Here is a 16,393-nt window from a genome sequence, read left to right on the forward strand (position 1 = left end):
TGATATAGTGTAGTGCGTATTTCTAATCCTCATATTTCTCTAAATCCTCAATTTCTTGTCTTAATACAGCACGTATTCTTTCTTCAAAAGTTTGAAATTCATCTGAATCTTTAAAGGTCCTACGTAAGTATATTCTTAGTACTCCTACAGTTATATCTAGGATTGCAAATTCTTTTCCCGCCTTTTTCCAATCTTCAATAAATTCGTACTTTTTATTTTTCTTTTTTGCAAGAGTGATACTTTTAGAATCGGCCTCTTTGAAAGTAAAGTTTTCATAGTAATCAGATACCGCACAAATGTTATCAAGCTCAAAAAGTGAATTCAGTTGATTATCTATTTTTTGCCGTATTTCTTTAATTTTTCTAGTTTCTAACTCTTTATCACTGTAAACCCCTAAAACAATTTTCTTCTGATATACACGCTTGAAAAGCTTCCTATTAACTAACTCTTCAATTACTTTTTTTTGTGTCATTGATTGAGCTAGCTGTTTTTTTACTGTTCTATTGAGAAAATATTCATCACTATTTATAGTATAAAATTCTAGAAGCTTTTCTAAATTTTCGCATTCATCTAAAAGCTTGCTTTTGGTACCACAGCTACATGTTGGCCTAGTTCCATACGTAAGCATAGTATTTGCGGCTCGGTTAGTCTTATGAAAATAGACTTGATTATATAAATGTGATCTTGATTGAATAAATCTCAGCATGGATTCTAGTCCACTTTCCTTAAAACATAAATCAACTTCATTCTTTTTATTCTTATAAGCTAAGAATGATGCAAATATCCTATTTATATCATAGACTCCATATGTAACTCCCGAAAAATAGCTATCTCTAAGCAAATAATCCATTCTATCCGCATCAATAGGAAAGCCTGTAACAATCTTTGAGAAAAACTCCGTATAAACAAGATCATTATGTTTTATATCTTCTAAACCCTCAAATTTAGGTTCAATCATCTTTACAATTCTTTCTGAAGAAAGGCTATCAACAACATATTGGCTCGAATTAGAAAACTTTTGTGGTGTATGAATATATACGTTTTTCATTTTATCAATTAAATAAAAGATAAATGCACATGATATTACTTCATGCTCAACTTTACCATTATTTTTATCAATAAGATTTTCAAAACCTACTTTATATTTCTGTAGTTGTTTATCTCCATCAACTATCTTTAAAAATGCCTCTTTAGAAATTGAAAACTCATCAAATAGATGAGACATAGGTCCATGTCCTATATCATGTAATAATGCGGCTAATCTTAATTCTTGATAATAAACTTGTTCTTGACCTTGTAATGTATTTAAATCGAAAAAATTAGGATTTGTTTGTAGTGAATATTTTTCTTGCTTCTTATTACCTGTTGCATAATTTTCTTTACAAGAATCAAAAATTTTTCCTGCCAGATGCATTACTCCAATAGAATGTTCAAATCGTGTATGATTGGCAGAAGGAAAAACATAATAGAGGAAAGTGTTTTGTTTTATTTTTCTTAATCTGGAAAATATGGGTTGCGAAATGCACCATTTTTCAATTTCTGAAAGTTTTATGTCACCATGTAATGGGTCTAAAATACTCCCATAATAGTTATCTCTATAATCAAACTGCATATTAATAAAGTAAAAAGTGTAAAAGTAAGTATTTAGAATCGTGTGTTTCAAAAGAATGAAATCCTTATCTATTATGCTTTTAATTAATTATCAAATACTTACATAAGTAGTTATTAAGAATAATATAATAAATACAGAGTTCTGTGTAACAGGTTAATGTTGTAGGATATGATTTTATAGGTTTTTTAAGAAGATAGCTTGGCTTAACTGATAGTTTTATTAAAATATTTAATAGGGACGCTTATAAATATATTAATTACGTTGGTTTCGTTAAAACTTCAATAAATCAGGATTGGATAGACTGAATTGTCAAAAGAGTACTTACCATATATCCAAGAAAAATCATAAAAATTTAATTTTTACTATATATTCTACTTATTTTATTTGCACCTGTTATCGGTTTGGATTATTTTTGCTTTTAAGGATTCGGACCTGAAAACTGATCAAATTCAGGGCTGAATTTTTACCAGTCTATTTACTTTTTTTAGTGCTTCAAACCCATACAACTTTCATGAGAACCGTAAAATTATCCGTCGAAAAAGGTGTTCCTATTGGCCATTTACCCACAAAAGCTGCTTTATTAAAAAAACAATCCTTTCCTTTTTTGTTACACACCCTTCTGTTACCTGTAAAAAGCCTTCTGGCAAATACCTTGTTTGTGTGTAGTAGTACCCCGTTATTTTTTAGTAATACTCCCAGTATCCCCAGTCGACCGGGACACTAACCTGCCTTCCGCAAAAAAGTACAATTCCCCAGTTGTACACCCTGCCTCTGCATTCTTTTCACATTATTCATTTTTTTATTCCTATCCAGGTATATACTATGGACTTATTGCGCATACCCCAGGTACTCGAACAATTACAAACTGAGTTGGCCTCATTGCAGGCGGAAGTAAGACGATTGCAAGCCAGTCACACAGGTCAGGCCAAACGCATTACGATGGCTGATGCCGAAAATCAACTGGGCGTTTCGCGCTTTCATATTCGCAGACTGATCGGAGCCGGTATCATTCAGAGTGGTCAACGCATTGGAGCTGGCAAAAACGCCAAGTGGACGTTTGACTACCAGGAGATTTTACATCTGGTCAAAAATCCGTCGTTCCTAAACATCGAATCCGTTTCCTAAGAACGGGTAATCCCTTTGTTGTTTCTCATTCCCAATGCACAGGAATTGCTCCTGGCTGCATTTGCCTGGTGGTTACACTGGGTGGTGGAATTCTATTGCCTTTACTGATCTATTATACTTGTTAACTTTTTTATGAATTACGCAATCGTCTATTATCCACTACTCAGACAATTTGATATTACTATGCCCGAATATGCACTGATCTTTGCTATTGACGGGCTATCCGCTCAAACAGGGTGGTGTTATGCTTCCCGAGCTGAACTGGCCGACTGTATTTGTGTGAAACAGCGATGGGTGTATGAATCACTGAATCGGTTAATCCAGAAAGGACTGATTGAGGTAGATCCACAATCGCGTTTTTTGAGGGCAAGCAAGAGCTGGAAAAAAGCAATTGCCAGTTGTAAAACCCAGAGTGCCACTTCTGATCATCTCTCTGCACAAAATACAGCTGCACAAAACACAGACGATATGCGAAAAATGCAGAGGCGAAAGGCGCAGAGAAAGCACAGACAGGCTATGCATGAAGTGCAGTCAACCTATGCAGAAACTGGGAAAGAACCTATGCAGAATTTACATAGTTCCGTGTATAGTGGTTTGCAGGATTCACAGTCAGAGCATGTGAATTTCGTAGTATCAGGTATGCACGATTCACAGTTAGATTATGCGCCAAGCGCAGACAATAATAATATATATAGTAATATCAATACTAATACAATAGTAATAAAACAAAAAAGCGCATACGCGCAAGATTTTCAATTTTCAAATGAGCAGGAGATTTTTAAAAAAGAAAAAGCAGGGGAGAAGCAAGAAAATTTTTTGAAGAGCGAAGAAGACAACCAACCTGTTGTAGAAGCCGCTATAGTAACCCCTCCCCAGGTTGCGCCGGCCCCCTCCCCTAAGAAGGCTGTACAGACTGAAAATGCTATGCAAAACGTGCATAGCCTTAAAACTGATTCTAAGGCTACTCCAGTCGATCCGTGTCTTGTGCCTTGTCGAGAGGCCTATCTGCTGTATTTCGGGGCGTACAAGTGGGTCTATGGGCGCGATGACAAGTTTCTCAAACAGGTATTGGAACAGATCCGCTACAAAATCGCTGTTCAGTGGCAACAATCCGATAGGAATCTGGCTGACATTCCCGATGAATCAGTGATACATTCCTTCCAGAGCCTGCTGGAAATGATTCCTACCTGGTATCGGGACAATGGACACACAACACCAAACGACCTGAACCGTTTTTTCGAAAAGTACTATTCGGCTATCAAGTCAGGCAATGGAGGAGGGGATCGGGGACCTTTTGCACCTTTGCAGGATCAGGAATATGAAACAGTGCAGTTGCTACTCCAGTCCAGAGGAAGACATAACCGATAGAGTCTACAAGACTTCCGGTGTATGAGACTGTTCCGCACCAGAGGCTACAAACACTATAATTCCCATTTAATTTTTATATACTTTTTTAAACTGTAAGCTATGACAACGATTCAACGTGGGAACACGGTTCCCTCCTCTGGTTCTCAATCGCAATCGGGTTTTTTGTATGAGAAAAGCCTGCTCAAACAGGCTGATACGCGCATTGACCGCCTGCTGGAATGGCAACGGCAAAACAATCTGCCTGTGCATATTACGACCGACAAAAAATACCAGATCTATGCCTCTACCTTGCTCGAAGCGGTGAATGGGATAGCACAGAAAGATGAGGCCATTCTGTACAATACCCAGCGACTGGATGCAGATCTATCGGCCATCATTGCACAGATGCATCAGTACGCTACCTGTGAAAATGCCCTGCGAGCTCCGTCTCTGGATGTGTTTGCCCGATCACAGAGCGATGAAACGGTGAACCGATTGTTGTTTGTGCTCATCAAGCAGTTTACCGAATCGGTTACTATCAAACATACGCCGGCACTGACACAGACAGTAGAAATGGCAAGTCTGGTACAACTGGAGTTCCGGGATCTGTCGCTGACCGATGTGTTGATATGCCTTCGTAATACCAAAAGCGGTAAGTATGGGCAGCTCTATGAGTCGTTTGATTTTATCAAGCTGGGCGAGTTTTTGCGAAAGTACCGTCAGGAAAAAGAAGCCTTGCGTGACCAGAAACACAAAGACCTGAAGTATTCGCAAAGTTCGATTCTGTATGACATTGTGAGCAACCTGGACAAAGCGCCTGAAGAGTTTAGAGAGCCATTCCAAACCCTGCCTGCTCAGAAGATTGCTCAAAAGTTATCAACAGAAAAGGACACCCACTCAGCCACACCCGACAGACCAGAAATAGGCGTAGACCTGGATGCAGTTCTGGCAGAAGCAAACAAACCTACTTCCAAACTGCCTCGACCTAAGCCATTGACAGAGACCGAAAACCGCCAGCGAATCATGGCTGAGCTGACGCTGTATATGGACCATATGACCGAACAGGAATTCCTCTATTATGTGGATTACTATGAAACCTACCGCCAACCCGAACTGGTCGAATGGCTCAAAGCAGAATGGAAGAAGGTGCAGGAAAAATCCAAAACCAAAGCATCCTAAAAAGACTGGCAAAATGTCAATTCTAACAACAATTATTCCGATACCCTGTAGGGGCAATCACGCCCAAACATTTCCCCTCCGAACGATTGGGAATATGCCAAACCAATGTAGGGGCGCACACGCAGGTGCGCCCATGTTTCGTGCCGCAAATGGTTGGATTGGTGAATCACCATTGTGAAATGTAGGGGCGATTGGCAGATCGCCCACGTTCCCACAGACACGGTATGGGATATATCCGAAATGATGGTCGGAATATCATAATCATTCGGCGGGGAATCAGGGCGACCGCCAGTCGCCCCTACATTGGTTCGGACAAATGCCTATGCGTTGTATGGGAACGACCAAGATGCTTTATCATATGTGACCGGAACTCCGGTCACACAGAAGAAATATCCGAAGTATGGTCAACAGCCGTGATTGATCGGAACTATGGTCAAAATGGAAATCGATGACTGAGTGACCAGAGAAATGTTCAGTAAGGGAAGTGAACAGAAATCGAATCACTTTGTAAAATGACTGGAACTCTGTTCGCTTTTCTGTTTGACCATACTTCCGGTCGCTTTTTGTTTTGACTGGTATCCCAGTCGCTTTGCAAAAATATTCGATCTCTGTTCACTTTACAGAATGACCATACTTCCAGTCAAATCATTGGCTGACCATAGTTCCAGTCATCAACTTGCATGACCATACTTCCGTTCAGCAGACAAGCAACTAAATACACACCAAACCAAACCAGCCATACTATGAACCTAAAAGACATCGGCGAACGCATCCGCCTCTTTCGAATGGATATACTCAACCTATCTCAACGCGAATTTGCTCAGCGCATGGGAGTAGCCCAGGGCAATCTGTCTTCTCTGGAAAAAGGTCACCAGCTACCAAGCTGCTTCTTTCTCTGGTGCCTTCATGCCACCTATCAGGCCAATGTGCATTGGCTCTTTACAGGAATTGGAGAGCCGGTGGTGACGACAACGAGTATATGTGAGCACGACTATACTGGAAAAAGTAGTAAGCAATAGCTCTGACAATAGCTGGTTTACCTGTAGATACTCTTACTGGTCAAGAAAATAACAATCCGATTTTTTTTGAGAAGTATGTCCCTTTTGATCATCTTCAATTGTTAGTAGGGGGAATTTTAAACATGTATTAACAATTAAAAAAATGAAAGAGTATATTCTTCTTTTCAGGCACGAGAATGCCAACGGAAAAGTTTCTCCTGAGCAAATGCAACAATGGATGAAACAACAAATGGATTGGATAGACAGTATTGCTGCACAAAACAAATTTGTCAGTGGAACCGGACTCTTGTTTGAGGATGCCAAAGTGGTCAGTCACAAAAAGGTCGTCACCAACGGTCCCTTTGGGGATGTCAAGGAAACCCTTGGCGGTTACATTGTTGTAAAAGCCAACTCTGCTGACGAGGCTGCTGAATTTGCGAAAGGTGCACCTGTTCTGCAAGGCGAAGGAAATACAGTGGAAGTGCGACAAATAATGATAGCCAGCTAAATTCCACAAAGACAACAGGCTCCTGTTTACAACTTCTTTGTGGAAGGTAGGAGCCTGTTGTAAACATAAAGATAGATCGCCGTCTCCCGGTTTGATCGGCTGACAATGATGTAGTTATTTAGCATTACCGGATTCTGTATCTGAAACCTGTATTTTTTGCTGAGCGCAAGCTGATCCCGAAGGCTGGGTATGGATATTTTTAGCTATCTTACAAAGGAATATTATAAATCGGCAACAATGGGACATGCGCTGATGACTGCAAAAATCCGGTTAGTGCTACATAGGCAAAAGATAACCTGGTAAAAATAAGTAGGAGCTTGTTTAATAGATAACATCTGGTGCAAAGCGATACCCTAATTCCTCACCTGTTTAGAACAGAGTACAGCAAACTTGTGTCTGTGCTCACTAGATCTTTCGGTATTGAACATATTGAAATCGCCGAAGATATAGCCAGTGAAACTTTTTTAATAGCTCTTAATACCTGGCCTTACAAAGGCCAACCCGCCAATCCGACTGCCTGGCTTTATACAGTAGCAAAGAATAGAATAAAAAATCATTTTGTCCGCAACCGCATCTTTAAAACGAAGGTATCTCAAAAAGTAAGGGATGAAAAAATACCGGATGAAATTGACATTGACTTTTCTGCCAATGCTATTGCCGACAGCCAACTCCAGATGCTTTTTACGGTTTGCCATCCTTCTATTTCAACAGAAGCACAAATTTGTCTGGCTTTAAGAATACTGTGTGGCTTAGGATTAGCTGAAATTGCAGACGCTTTATTATCCAACAAAGAAACCGTTCACAAAAGACTGCAACGGGCCCGGGAAAAACTTTGTTCGGAGCAGATTACAATCGAAATACTGGATAGTAAAGTAATAAAAGAACGGTTGGAAACTGTTTTACAAACCATCTATCTGGTATTCAGTGAAGGGTACTATTCAGAAAGGAATAACTCAATTGTCAGAAAAGAACTTTGCATTGAAGCCTTAAATTTAACCTATCTGCTGTTGGGAAACGAGTTAACAAACACCCATGCTACCAATGCGTTACTGTCCTTGTTGTGCTTCCAGTCTTCCCGTTTAGAAGCGCGTACGTCAGAAGACGGTAATCTGATTTTATACGATGATCAGGATAGAAAGCTCTGGGATAAAGAATTTATAGAAAAAGGATTTTATTATTTACAGCAGGCATCTAAATGGGAAATCACCTCACCGTATTATCTGGAAGCCAGCATTGCCTATTGGCATACGGTTGATAATACGAATGCAGCAAAATGGCCGAGTATATTAAAATTGTATGATGCTTTGTTATCCATTCATCCTTCACCAATTGGAGCTTTAAACCGGATCTGGGCTTTGTCAAAGGTACACGGAAACGCAGCGGCCATACAGGAAGCCGAAAGCTTACATTTGCAGACAAATCACTTTTACTTTGTTCTTTTGGCTGAACTTTACACTCAAATCGATTCCAGCCTATCTGTATCCTATTTAAAAAAGGCACTTACTCTTTGCAAAACAGACACTGAGAAAAAAATGATACAGGAACAGATCAGAAAGCGAACCGTATCCATATAGTATCTATTGTAATATCCATTCGTTCCTTTTCGGATACGGGTATATTGCTCTGAATATTATTAACTCAATACTATTTTCAATGCCTCCAAAAGACTTACATCAATTATGCCATGTACCCAAATATCTGCCATATTTACAAGAGAGATAAATCAGTTTATGGGATCTAAATATTTGTCATATATATTTTTTCTGGTTGTATCATGTTGTGTTACCCTTCGGTGTTCAGAACCTTCCAGGATAGAAACACCACCCAAACAATTTTCGCAACCGTATTCTGTAAAAATAAGTCCTGGGATAGATTCTGTACTTTCTACTAATCACTCTTTTTATGGAGATTCTTTATTTCCAGAGCATGCAAATCTGATTCGTTTCTGGATAAAACAGTACCATCATAATCGCTGTGTTCCTATAACCTATGCCAAACACATGCTGCGGGAGAGTTTTGAAGGATATAAGAATTTGGGAGATGTAAATAATGACAAGAAGAATGATACAATTTTTATTTTGCCGCCATTAGATGTATGTGAGAATGGACAGTCCTATTATTTTACAGATACTAAGTTACCCCGCTTGGAGACCGAATCAGTATGTTGTCATCCTGGTAATTTTTTTAAGGGTCCAGATATTGATGAAGATGGAATATGTGAGGTTGGTTTTTTTTATTCAAGTTGTGCTAGCCGGTATAAATCTGTCCACCTTTTTCGACTGAAAGATAATCAGTGGGAGAAAATTGCGGCATCTGAATTTGATCTGTTTACACAAAATCCTTCCAAAGTAAAATTTGAAACACTTGTGCGCAAGCTGGCAAAAAATAAGTTTCAAATGAGAAACTTCCTGGATGGAAACAAGTATTGGGAAACAACCTTGTTACAATAAGTGCAGCAATCTTTTTAATAATTTTATGAGATTCTTTTCTGTTATAGTGTTTGCATTTTGTGTGTTTGCCTGTTCAGAACAAAATACATCATCCCAATTACCTACTACTCTACACAACTCACCCACAAGGTTTAGGCTATCTATTGTCAGCTTTAACCATGCCAGCCAACTGGTAGATGGGATTACTACCTATGTAGTCACTGACTCTATCCTACAGGTAAAAAAGACCTTTCCTGGTGATACTACAAGCAAAGTGGTGTATTCCAAACCCATTCAACTAAATCAGGCGCAGATGGCGGTGATTGATAAAATAGTTTCAGATTCGCTTGACGAATATTATACTACTAATTGTGTGCTGGCAACCAGTGGAGATGAATATGACATAAACTACCAAACAGATTCAAGACAGAAACGTATTCATCTACATCACTATTATCTACAACAGGTAGATGAGATTAAGCAAATCATTAATGTCCATTTGCCAGAGAAATATCAATTCCAGTATTTGCCAAAAGATACCCAACAAGATTGCCCATTGTGAAAATAGTGTTTAGTATAATAAAAGTTTGTAAAGGTGGGGAGGGTATTCGGATAGAGAGTAATGGGGCTATTTCACTTACAGTTTGTTGTCTTATTTTTTCGGTAAAATACACTAATCAATAGTGCAGTGAGCAACATTCCTGCTGCTCCCCATTCTTCAAAACGGAAATAATGTATACCATAGCCATATTCGTTAACTGGTTTCAGCTCTGGCAGGCTTATATAAGCAAGAACTTCCATTCGTAACCAACCTGCACGTATAAGAACGCTCACTAAACAACTCACCCACAATAACGCCATCCAACCTGGCGGTAGGAACCACGGAAACCGTTCCGGAAATCGACTGGTTGAAAGTGCTTGAAACGAACCTGACCGGTGCCTTTCTGGGCATACGCAGCGTTGCCCCATCTATGCGGAAGGCTGGCGGCGGCTCCATTGTCAATGTGTCTTCCATTGCAGGCCTGCATGCTATACCAAATCTGCTGGCGTATGGAGCCAGTAAATGGGGCCTGCGGGGACTGACCAGAACAACCGCTTATGAGCTGGCGCACAATAAAATCCGGGTGAATGCCGTTCACCCCGGCATCATTGACACCCCATTGGCGCATGATCTGGTAACGGGCAATAATCTGGTGCCCGTTGACAAGTTTGCCATTCCGCGTCAGGCTTCTACCCGGGAAATTTCCAACTATGTTCTGTTTGTCGCTTCGGAAGACGCTGCTTTCTCTACCGCCTCTGAATTTGTAGCTGATGGTGGTTTTGGCTTAGGTCCTATCTTGTAACGGATGGTTCTCTTCCGCTCAACATATGCTTATCTGCTTGCCATTAGCTACTCTAAAAGAAGATGGAACGTATCACACTTGAATGTATTCGAAAATAGGGGCTTTCGCTTCCTTTCGGGTCTGGTATTGGCGATCAAACACTAATTCCTATCTCAAGGTGGCAAAGCGCAAGATAGCAAAGCGGCTGGATAGTGGAGCATAGGAACAGAAGTGATTACTTGAGTCTTCATCGGTATGCCCAACAGAGCCACTACTTAGATTTTTTGCAGCGTCCGGGTCACTTCGAGCTACGTTTAGGCACAATAAAAACCATAATGAATAAAGCTGTCATGATGCGCCGCCCTATTTTTATGCCTGATGTCAATGAATAGTTTTTTATCCGTATGCGCTGAGTGATCTGTCCGAAAAGATAGCAGATGATGCCTTAAATTATTGATAATTATCACGTTGACATTTTAGCAAATGTCCTCTCTGCCTGAAAACAGTCTGTCTACCTTTGACAAAATCAAAAAATCATAATATGAAAAAAATAAATTTGATCTCAGCAGTAGCCATTTTAGCTATGGCTACCTATACTACAAACGTAAAAGCCGCTGTAACAGCCGATACACCCGCAAAGGCTGGTTTTATACAGAAAGCAGAACGGGATTCCACTGCATTAAAGGTTGTGAACGAATTTTTTGACCGTTTCAAAAAAGGTGCAACACCAGATGAACTTGCTACAAGGTTTGATCTCAATGCTGATTATTTCATACCCGGTGATAGTAAAAACGTTCCCTGGATCGGCCATAGGACCGGTCGTGCTGCGATCAGGGAAAGCTTCCGCCTGCTTAAAGAAAATATCGCTCCTGAAAAACTGATCTTCACAGATATTTTAGCCAAAGGTGATAGGGTCGTAATTCTAGGTTACCTTGAATCCCGGATGAAGAAAAACAACAAAGTGATCAAGTCAGAGTTTAGTATCGATATCGTTGTTAAGAATGGCCTGATTACCCGTTACCACCTGCTAGAGGACTCTTTCGAAGTCTCTGAAAAAGCAAAATAACAAGGGCCTTCTAAAGTATTATCGGTCTCATATCCTTTACTAGTATCCTGAACAGGATCTTTTAAGCGAACAGGCGGCACTTTACAGTGCCGCCTGTTCGCTTTGATAACTTTCAATATGCCTTTTCGCGTGTGAAAGGAATTTGAATTGCTTCCGTTAGGATAAGCCTCCTTTCCTTGGTGATACCTTTGAAACTTCCGGGCTTCTTTTGCTGGACTGCTTCCTTACCCGGCTCAGGGTTTCACGGGTAAGGCCCAGAAAAGACGCGATCATATACAAAGGAATTCGGTTGTACAGGGTGGGGTACTCCCGCACGAATTTTTCATAACGTACTTCGGCCGGCTCGCTGATGGTACTGAAGATCCTGTTCTGATGGGCTTCAAAATTTTTTGCAGTCAGCGCTTCTATAATCTGCTTGAAGTTGGGTGCAGCAGCAAGCAGATTATCCCATTTTTCTTTAGAGAAACGAATCAGTTCACTGTGCTCCAGGGCTTCGATATAACAATTTGAGGGCTGCCCGGACATAAAACTCGTAAAATCGGATATCCACCAGTTCTCGATGGCGAACCTCATTACATGTTCCTGTTTGTCATCTCCGATACGGAATAAACGGAAACTGCCTTTAACGACGAATCCGACAAAATCACTTACCTCGCCTTCTTCCAGCAGATATTGGTTTTTCCGGACCTTTTTTTGGACCGAGGCATTGGCAACCAATTCCATTTCTTCCGGCGTCAACTTTCCTTTTTCATGAAGATAATCTATAAGCGTCGCAAACATTCGAATGGCTTTTTAACAAATCTATTCAAAAGTCGCTTCACTATCAAATCAGGTTTCTGGTATGTTGCTGAAATGATGCTGCCAATCTGATTCAGACTACCGGAACAGCTTGCTTTTTTTGTTGCCGGAATGCCATTATCCCGTAGCCGATGCCGCGATCGTAACAAAACTTCCAACTATATAATTGACCTGCCCGCCAAAACTGTCATAGAAATAACCACCTGCCGCAGCTCCGCTCATGATCCCAATTTGGATAGTGGCCACCAGAGCCCCCGCCTCCGCTTTCGGCTTCATCCGAAAGCACCCGTGTAATCTACATGTTCCACCTGATCTGAACAATACCGAAAACAAATCCCCACAGGGTGATCAGGAAGGAAACAGCAATAATATGATGATGCCCAAAAACTACAACCAGGCCAACAATACTCCCCATGAGAAATGAAGACCAGGTAAGACTTTTGTAGATATCTTTTTCCAAAGGAAAGTGCCCTAAGGTGGTTCCTACAAGGTTGGCAAGACTAAAGCCCAGCAGGACAAAGAATAACTGGTGGCTGCTGATCCCGGTGAACGTTTCGAGGAACGGACGCAAATAGGTAAAAAAGATGCCGTAGCCAGCAAAAACAAGTATGACAGCCAGAAACCCAGTCTACATTCCCGGACGTTTCAAAATCGAAACAATCGTACCTGGTGCCGCGAGTTTTGATCGTTTCATTGAGGGGATTGTGAAGGCCTGCTACAGCAGCGCCGTGGCACCCAGGCTAGCGGCCGCAAAAAAGACATTGCGCCAGCCAATGATGTTCTCAAGCAAACTGCTGAGCGGTGCAGCTATAACAGTGGCAACGGACACTGCTCCGAAAACAACGGATAATGCCTTTGGCAATGAGCCTGGCGGTACCAGGCACATCACAGTAGCCACACACAAACTCCAGAATCCGCCCAACCCGATGCCAAGGATGACTCGGCCGCTTAACAGCATTGCATAGCTGTGTGCACAGCCTACCATCAAGTTGGCGATCACCTGCAGAAATCCGAGCATGAGCAATACATTTCGCCGGTTAAACCGGCCAGAAACAGTCGGGGTTATCAAACTGGCTGCCATGGCCACCAAGGCAGTGATAGATATGGTTTGTCCAGCCATCCCTTCGGCAATATCCAGTTCCCGTGCAATGGGTGTCAAAAGGCTTACCGGTAAGAACTCCGATATGATCAGAGCGGATACTGCAAGCGATAAAGCGAAAACCGCGTTCCATAAAGGGCCGGACTCAACGTTCACCATTTTTTGTTTCCCATAATGCTTTAACTAAGAACGGGTGGCATTGACTGCCACCCGTAGTTTTATCATTTCATTAGGCTGATGTTTGTCATACCGCCGTCGGAGATCAGTTCCGTGCCAACGATGAATTCCGAATCATCCGAGGCTAGGAAAGCTGCCGCTTTACCCATATCCGCCGGTGATCCCATTCTTCCTACAGGTATAATATTTACCCACATCTGTTTAAGACCAGCCAGATTTTCTTCAGGAACGATCTTACCGAATACTGGTGTCTCGATCGAACCGGGTGAGAGCGTGTTCACCCTGATCCTTCTTGATAACAGGTCAAGCGACAGACCTTTGGCCAGAGAGATAACAGCCGCTTTGGCAGCGGCATAAATAGTCATGCCGGGTGCTGCGCGGTGTGCCGCGGTTGAGCCGATCAGAATAATCGACGCGCCGTCATTCAGGTATGGCAATGCTTTTTTTACTGAAAAGTAGGTGCTTTTCAGGTTCAAATTCATGTACAGGTCATAATTCTGTTCAGTTACATCGCTGATGCTCATCATCGGCTGGCCGTCAACGATACCGCCTGCATTGACTACCAACGTATCAATCTTACCAAACTTTCCTGCAGTTACCTTATACACATTTTCAAGGTCGTCCAGGTTGGTAACATCACCTTTGATGCCGATAAAACCTTCACCCAGTTCTTTTACCGCGTTGTCAAGCGTAACCTGGTTCCTTCCAGTAATCGCTCCAATGGCACCTTCATTCTTTAAAGCTTCGGCTATGCCAAACCCTATGCCGCTATTACCTCCTGTAACGACGGCAACTTTGTTTTTTAACTTCATTTTTCGTTATCTGTTATAGCACAAAATTGGCGTATTTCGTTTATGAGAAAGAGGACATTTATCTAAAAACTACTGTGACAAATATCAATAAATTCAGGCTGGCAGGTTGAACGGATAGAAATTTACCGCTATGGAACGAGTTTCTGATGCTATGCCCATTCCTCTCCTTATTGTCTTTCAGATGTGCCGGGCATCTGTTTGTGACAAATGTCAAACTGCATTGGACCACCTATCAGGATTTTTGTGCAAGGCTGGATGAAACGTATACTAAAGGCTGGTAGTTGTTGCTATGAAACTAAAGGCTATTTTTTTACAATACTTTCTTAGAAGCTGTCTTAAAATAGGTAGAAACAAAAAAAGGCATTGAAAAAAGTTGAATTTTTGTCGTGACCAAACTCCAAAAAAACAACTAGCCAATGCCTTCATCAAAGAAAAAACAAAAAAAGAAATCGACCAAAAAAACACAATCAAAAAACACAGACACAAAGTCGGCAGATTTATCGAAAGCATCCACTCAAATAGTCAAACAGAAAGTAAGTGGACAGAAGGTATATTGTAGTGATTTAAGTGAAAAAGCCTGGAAAAATCTTGAACCTTTACTACCTAAAAAACAAACAGGTAAAGTGGGTCAAACAGGTAAAGTGGGTCGTCCAACCAGCGATCTTCGCTTGATCATCAATGGAATCTTATATGTGTTACGTAGTGGCTGCAGTTGGGCTATGTTGTGGGCTATGTTGCCCAAAGAGTATCCTTGTTTCAAAACCGTATATGGCTATTTCTGGCGTTGGAGCCGGGAAGGCATCTGGCAAAAGATCCAGGTGGCCTTGGTCAAGAAAGTGAGAAAAAAGGTGAAAAAGCGGAAAGAAAGACCTTCTGCTGCCTGTTTAGATAGCTGTTCGGTAAAAACTACCCAGATAGGCGGAGAGGAGAGAGGTTATGATGCAGGCAAAAAGGTAAAAGGCAGAAAACGGTTTATTCTCGTGGATACAGTCGGTTTATTACTGGCTGTCATTGTGGTAGGAGCACATACAAGTGAAAAGGCAGGGGCTCAACTACTGCTTGAAAAGATCAAATCATCAAAACGGCTTTCCAATCTGTGTCGAAGAATCAAACTGGTTTGGGTTGACGGAGGTTATCAGGGAAATGAACTGGTCCAATGGGTTAAACACGTTTGGAATTGGCACTGGCAGGTGGTTAAGCGAAATGAAAATCAATCGGGCTTTGTAGTTTTGCCTAGACGCTGGGTAGTAGAAAGAACTTTTGCCTGGTTATCTTTTCACAGACGACTCAATAAGGACTATGAAAAGACAACCCAAAGCAGCGAAAATTTCATTTACATTGCGGCTATCGATCTAATGTTAAAAAGATTATAAAACTATTTTAAGACAGCCTCTAAGAGGGCAGTTCAGGGCAATATTATTTATAGCGGCAGCATAGCAATAGCTGTTTAACAGTATCCATCCGGCCTACTACCTGTACTTGGTCGAATGGATACATATATACTAGCCATCTATGACTATCACTTTTATGTGAATAGTGATCACAACTCTCAAAGAAGCCATAGTATTTGTCATAGTCCAGTCCTACTGTCATTAAATTGTAGGCCGTCATTTATATCGGGAGATGTACATAGGAGGAATTCCAAATTAGAGTCATCCATAGAATAAAAATGAGTATGCCTTTACTAACTATGTTAAAGAGTATCCGTAGTAGGGGATGTGCAGGGGTGACCGATTGAAAAGGCATGGTGGATGAGTGAGTGTATAAAGATATGGCTAGTTTATCAAAAATATGAGTCAGCCACAAGTTTCGTCATTTTCCCAATCCATGCAATCCCTGAAAGTAGGTAATCTACCATCTTTGCTCTGACCATAGATCGGATCATCCGAACTATGGTCAGTTTCATATTGTCCAAATCCCG

18 protein-coding genes are annotated in these 16,393 nt (G+C 41.1%); 12 read left to right on the top strand and 6 right to left on the bottom strand.

What is annotated here, in order from left to right; genetic code table 11:
• Positions 1 to 22: 22 nt before the first annotated feature.
• A complete protein-coding gene (locus QNI22_RS15345) occupies positions 23 to 1,612 on the bottom strand; it encodes an HD domain-containing protein (protein ID WP_314511867.1) in 1,590 nt (529 codons plus the stop codon).
• An 822-nt stretch (positions 1,613 to 2,434) separates the two neighbouring features.
• On the opposite strand from QNI22_RS15345, the gene QNI22_RS15350 reads away from it, so the two are divergent.
• The 9 genes from QNI22_RS15350 to QNI22_RS15390 all read left to right on the top strand — a co-directional run bounded on the left by QNI22_RS15350 (position 2,435) and on the right by QNI22_RS15390 (position 9,760).
• Positions 2,435 to 2,737 (top strand): hypothetical protein, encoded by a 303-nt coding sequence (locus tag QNI22_RS15350; RefSeq protein ID WP_314005992.1) that lies wholly within the window; start codon positions 2,435 to 2,437, stop codon positions 2,735 to 2,737.
• Between the two features lie 132 nt (positions 2,738 to 2,869).
• On the top strand, positions 2,870 to 4,105 hold the full coding sequence (locus QNI22_RS15355; RefSeq protein ID WP_314511870.1) for a hypothetical protein: 1,236 nt from the start codon (positions 2,870 to 2,872) through the stop codon (positions 4,103 to 4,105).
• Positions 4,106 to 4,204: 99 nt separating this feature from the next.
• A complete protein-coding gene (locus tag QNI22_RS15360; RefSeq protein ID WP_314511872.1) occupies positions 4,205 to 5,263 on the top strand; it encodes a hypothetical protein in 1,059 nt (352 codons plus the stop codon).
• Between the two features lie 224 nt (positions 5,264 to 5,487).
• Positions 5,488 to 5,715, top strand: a complete 228-nt coding sequence (locus tag QNI22_RS15365) for a hypothetical protein (RefSeq protein WP_314511875.1) — start codon at positions 5,488 to 5,490, stop codon at positions 5,713 to 5,715.
• A gap of 228 nt (positions 5,716 to 5,943) precedes the next feature.
• Complete coding sequence (locus QNI22_RS15370; RefSeq protein ID WP_314511877.1) at positions 5,944 to 6,282, top strand: helix-turn-helix domain-containing protein; 339 nt, start codon at positions 5,944 to 5,946, stop codon at positions 6,280 to 6,282.
• 142 nt (positions 6,283 to 6,424) lie between these two features.
• Positions 6,425 to 6,769, top strand: a complete 345-nt coding sequence (locus QNI22_RS15375) for a YciI family protein (RefSeq protein ID WP_314511879.1) — start codon at positions 6,425 to 6,427, stop codon at positions 6,767 to 6,769.
• A 338-nt stretch (positions 6,770 to 7,107) separates the two neighbouring features.
• Positions 7,108 to 8,343: an RNA polymerase sigma factor gene (locus QNI22_RS15380; protein ID WP_314511881.1), complete on the top strand. Its 1,236-nt coding sequence runs from the start codon at positions 7,108 to 7,110 to the stop codon at positions 8,341 to 8,343.
• Between the two features lie 171 nt (positions 8,344 to 8,514).
• Positions 8,515 to 9,219, top strand: coding sequence for a hypothetical protein (locus QNI22_RS15385; protein WP_314511884.1), 705 nt, complete (start codon positions 8,515 to 8,517; stop codon positions 9,217 to 9,219).
• A 25-nt stretch (positions 9,220 to 9,244) separates the two neighbouring features.
• Positions 9,245 to 9,760: a hypothetical protein gene (locus QNI22_RS15390; protein WP_314511885.1), complete on the top strand. Its 516-nt coding sequence runs from the start codon at positions 9,245 to 9,247 to the stop codon at positions 9,758 to 9,760.
• Between the two features lie 71 nt (positions 9,761 to 9,831).
• On the opposite strand, the gene QNI22_RS15395 is transcribed toward QNI22_RS15390, so the two are convergent.
• Complete coding sequence (locus QNI22_RS15395) at positions 9,832 to 10,167, bottom strand: hypothetical protein (protein ID WP_314512001.1); 336 nt, start codon at positions 10,165 to 10,167, stop codon at positions 9,832 to 9,834.
• On the opposite strand from QNI22_RS15395, the gene QNI22_RS15400 reads away from it, so the two are divergent.
• Positions 10,113 to 10,541, top strand: a complete 429-nt coding sequence (locus QNI22_RS15400) for an SDR family NAD(P)-dependent oxidoreductase (protein ID WP_314511887.1) — start codon at positions 10,113 to 10,115, stop codon at positions 10,539 to 10,541. The genes QNI22_RS15395 and QNI22_RS15400 overlap by 55 nt on opposite strands.
• A 520-nt stretch (positions 10,542 to 11,061) precedes the next feature.
• Entirely contained in the window at positions 11,062 to 11,586 is a 525-nt protein-coding gene (locus QNI22_RS15405) for a nuclear transport factor 2 family protein (RefSeq protein WP_314511888.1), read from the top strand.
• Positions 11,587 to 11,742: 156 nt separating this feature from the next.
• Here the strand turns inward: QNI22_RS15405 and QNI22_RS15410 are convergent, their stop codons facing one another.
• From QNI22_RS15410 to QNI22_RS15425, 4 genes are all read right to left on the bottom strand, one after another.
• A complete protein-coding gene (locus QNI22_RS15410) occupies positions 11,743 to 12,366 on the bottom strand; it encodes a Crp/Fnr family transcriptional regulator (RefSeq protein ID WP_314511889.1) in 624 nt (207 codons plus the stop codon).
• A gap of 313 nt (positions 12,367 to 12,679) precedes the next feature.
• Entirely contained in the window at positions 12,680 to 12,955 is a 276-nt protein-coding gene (locus tag QNI22_RS15415) for an MFS transporter (RefSeq protein ID WP_314511891.1), read from the bottom strand.
• A gap of 144 nt (positions 12,956 to 13,099) precedes the next feature.
• Entirely contained in the window at positions 13,100 to 13,642 is a 543-nt protein-coding gene (locus QNI22_RS15420) for an MFS transporter (RefSeq protein WP_314511892.1), read from the bottom strand.
• A gap of 62 nt (positions 13,643 to 13,704) precedes the next feature.
• Positions 13,705 to 14,472: an SDR family oxidoreductase gene (locus QNI22_RS15425; RefSeq protein WP_314511893.1), complete on the bottom strand. Its 768-nt coding sequence runs from the start codon at positions 14,470 to 14,472 to the stop codon at positions 13,705 to 13,707.
• A gap of 416 nt (positions 14,473 to 14,888) precedes the next feature.
• Here QNI22_RS15425 and QNI22_RS15430 point away from each other — a divergent pair, with 416 nt between their 5' ends.
• Positions 14,889 to 15,845, top strand: coding sequence for an IS5 family transposase (locus QNI22_RS15430; protein ID WP_314511894.1), 957 nt, complete (start codon positions 14,889 to 14,891; stop codon positions 15,843 to 15,845).
• Positions 15,846 to 16,393 lie beyond the last annotated feature (548 nt).

Origin of the sequence: Xanthocytophaga agilis (genome assembly GCF_030068605.1) — a bacterium.
In the GTDB taxonomy this organism is placed as follows: domain Bacteria; phylum Bacteroidota; class Bacteroidia; order Cytophagales; family 172606-1; genus Xanthocytophaga; species Xanthocytophaga agilis.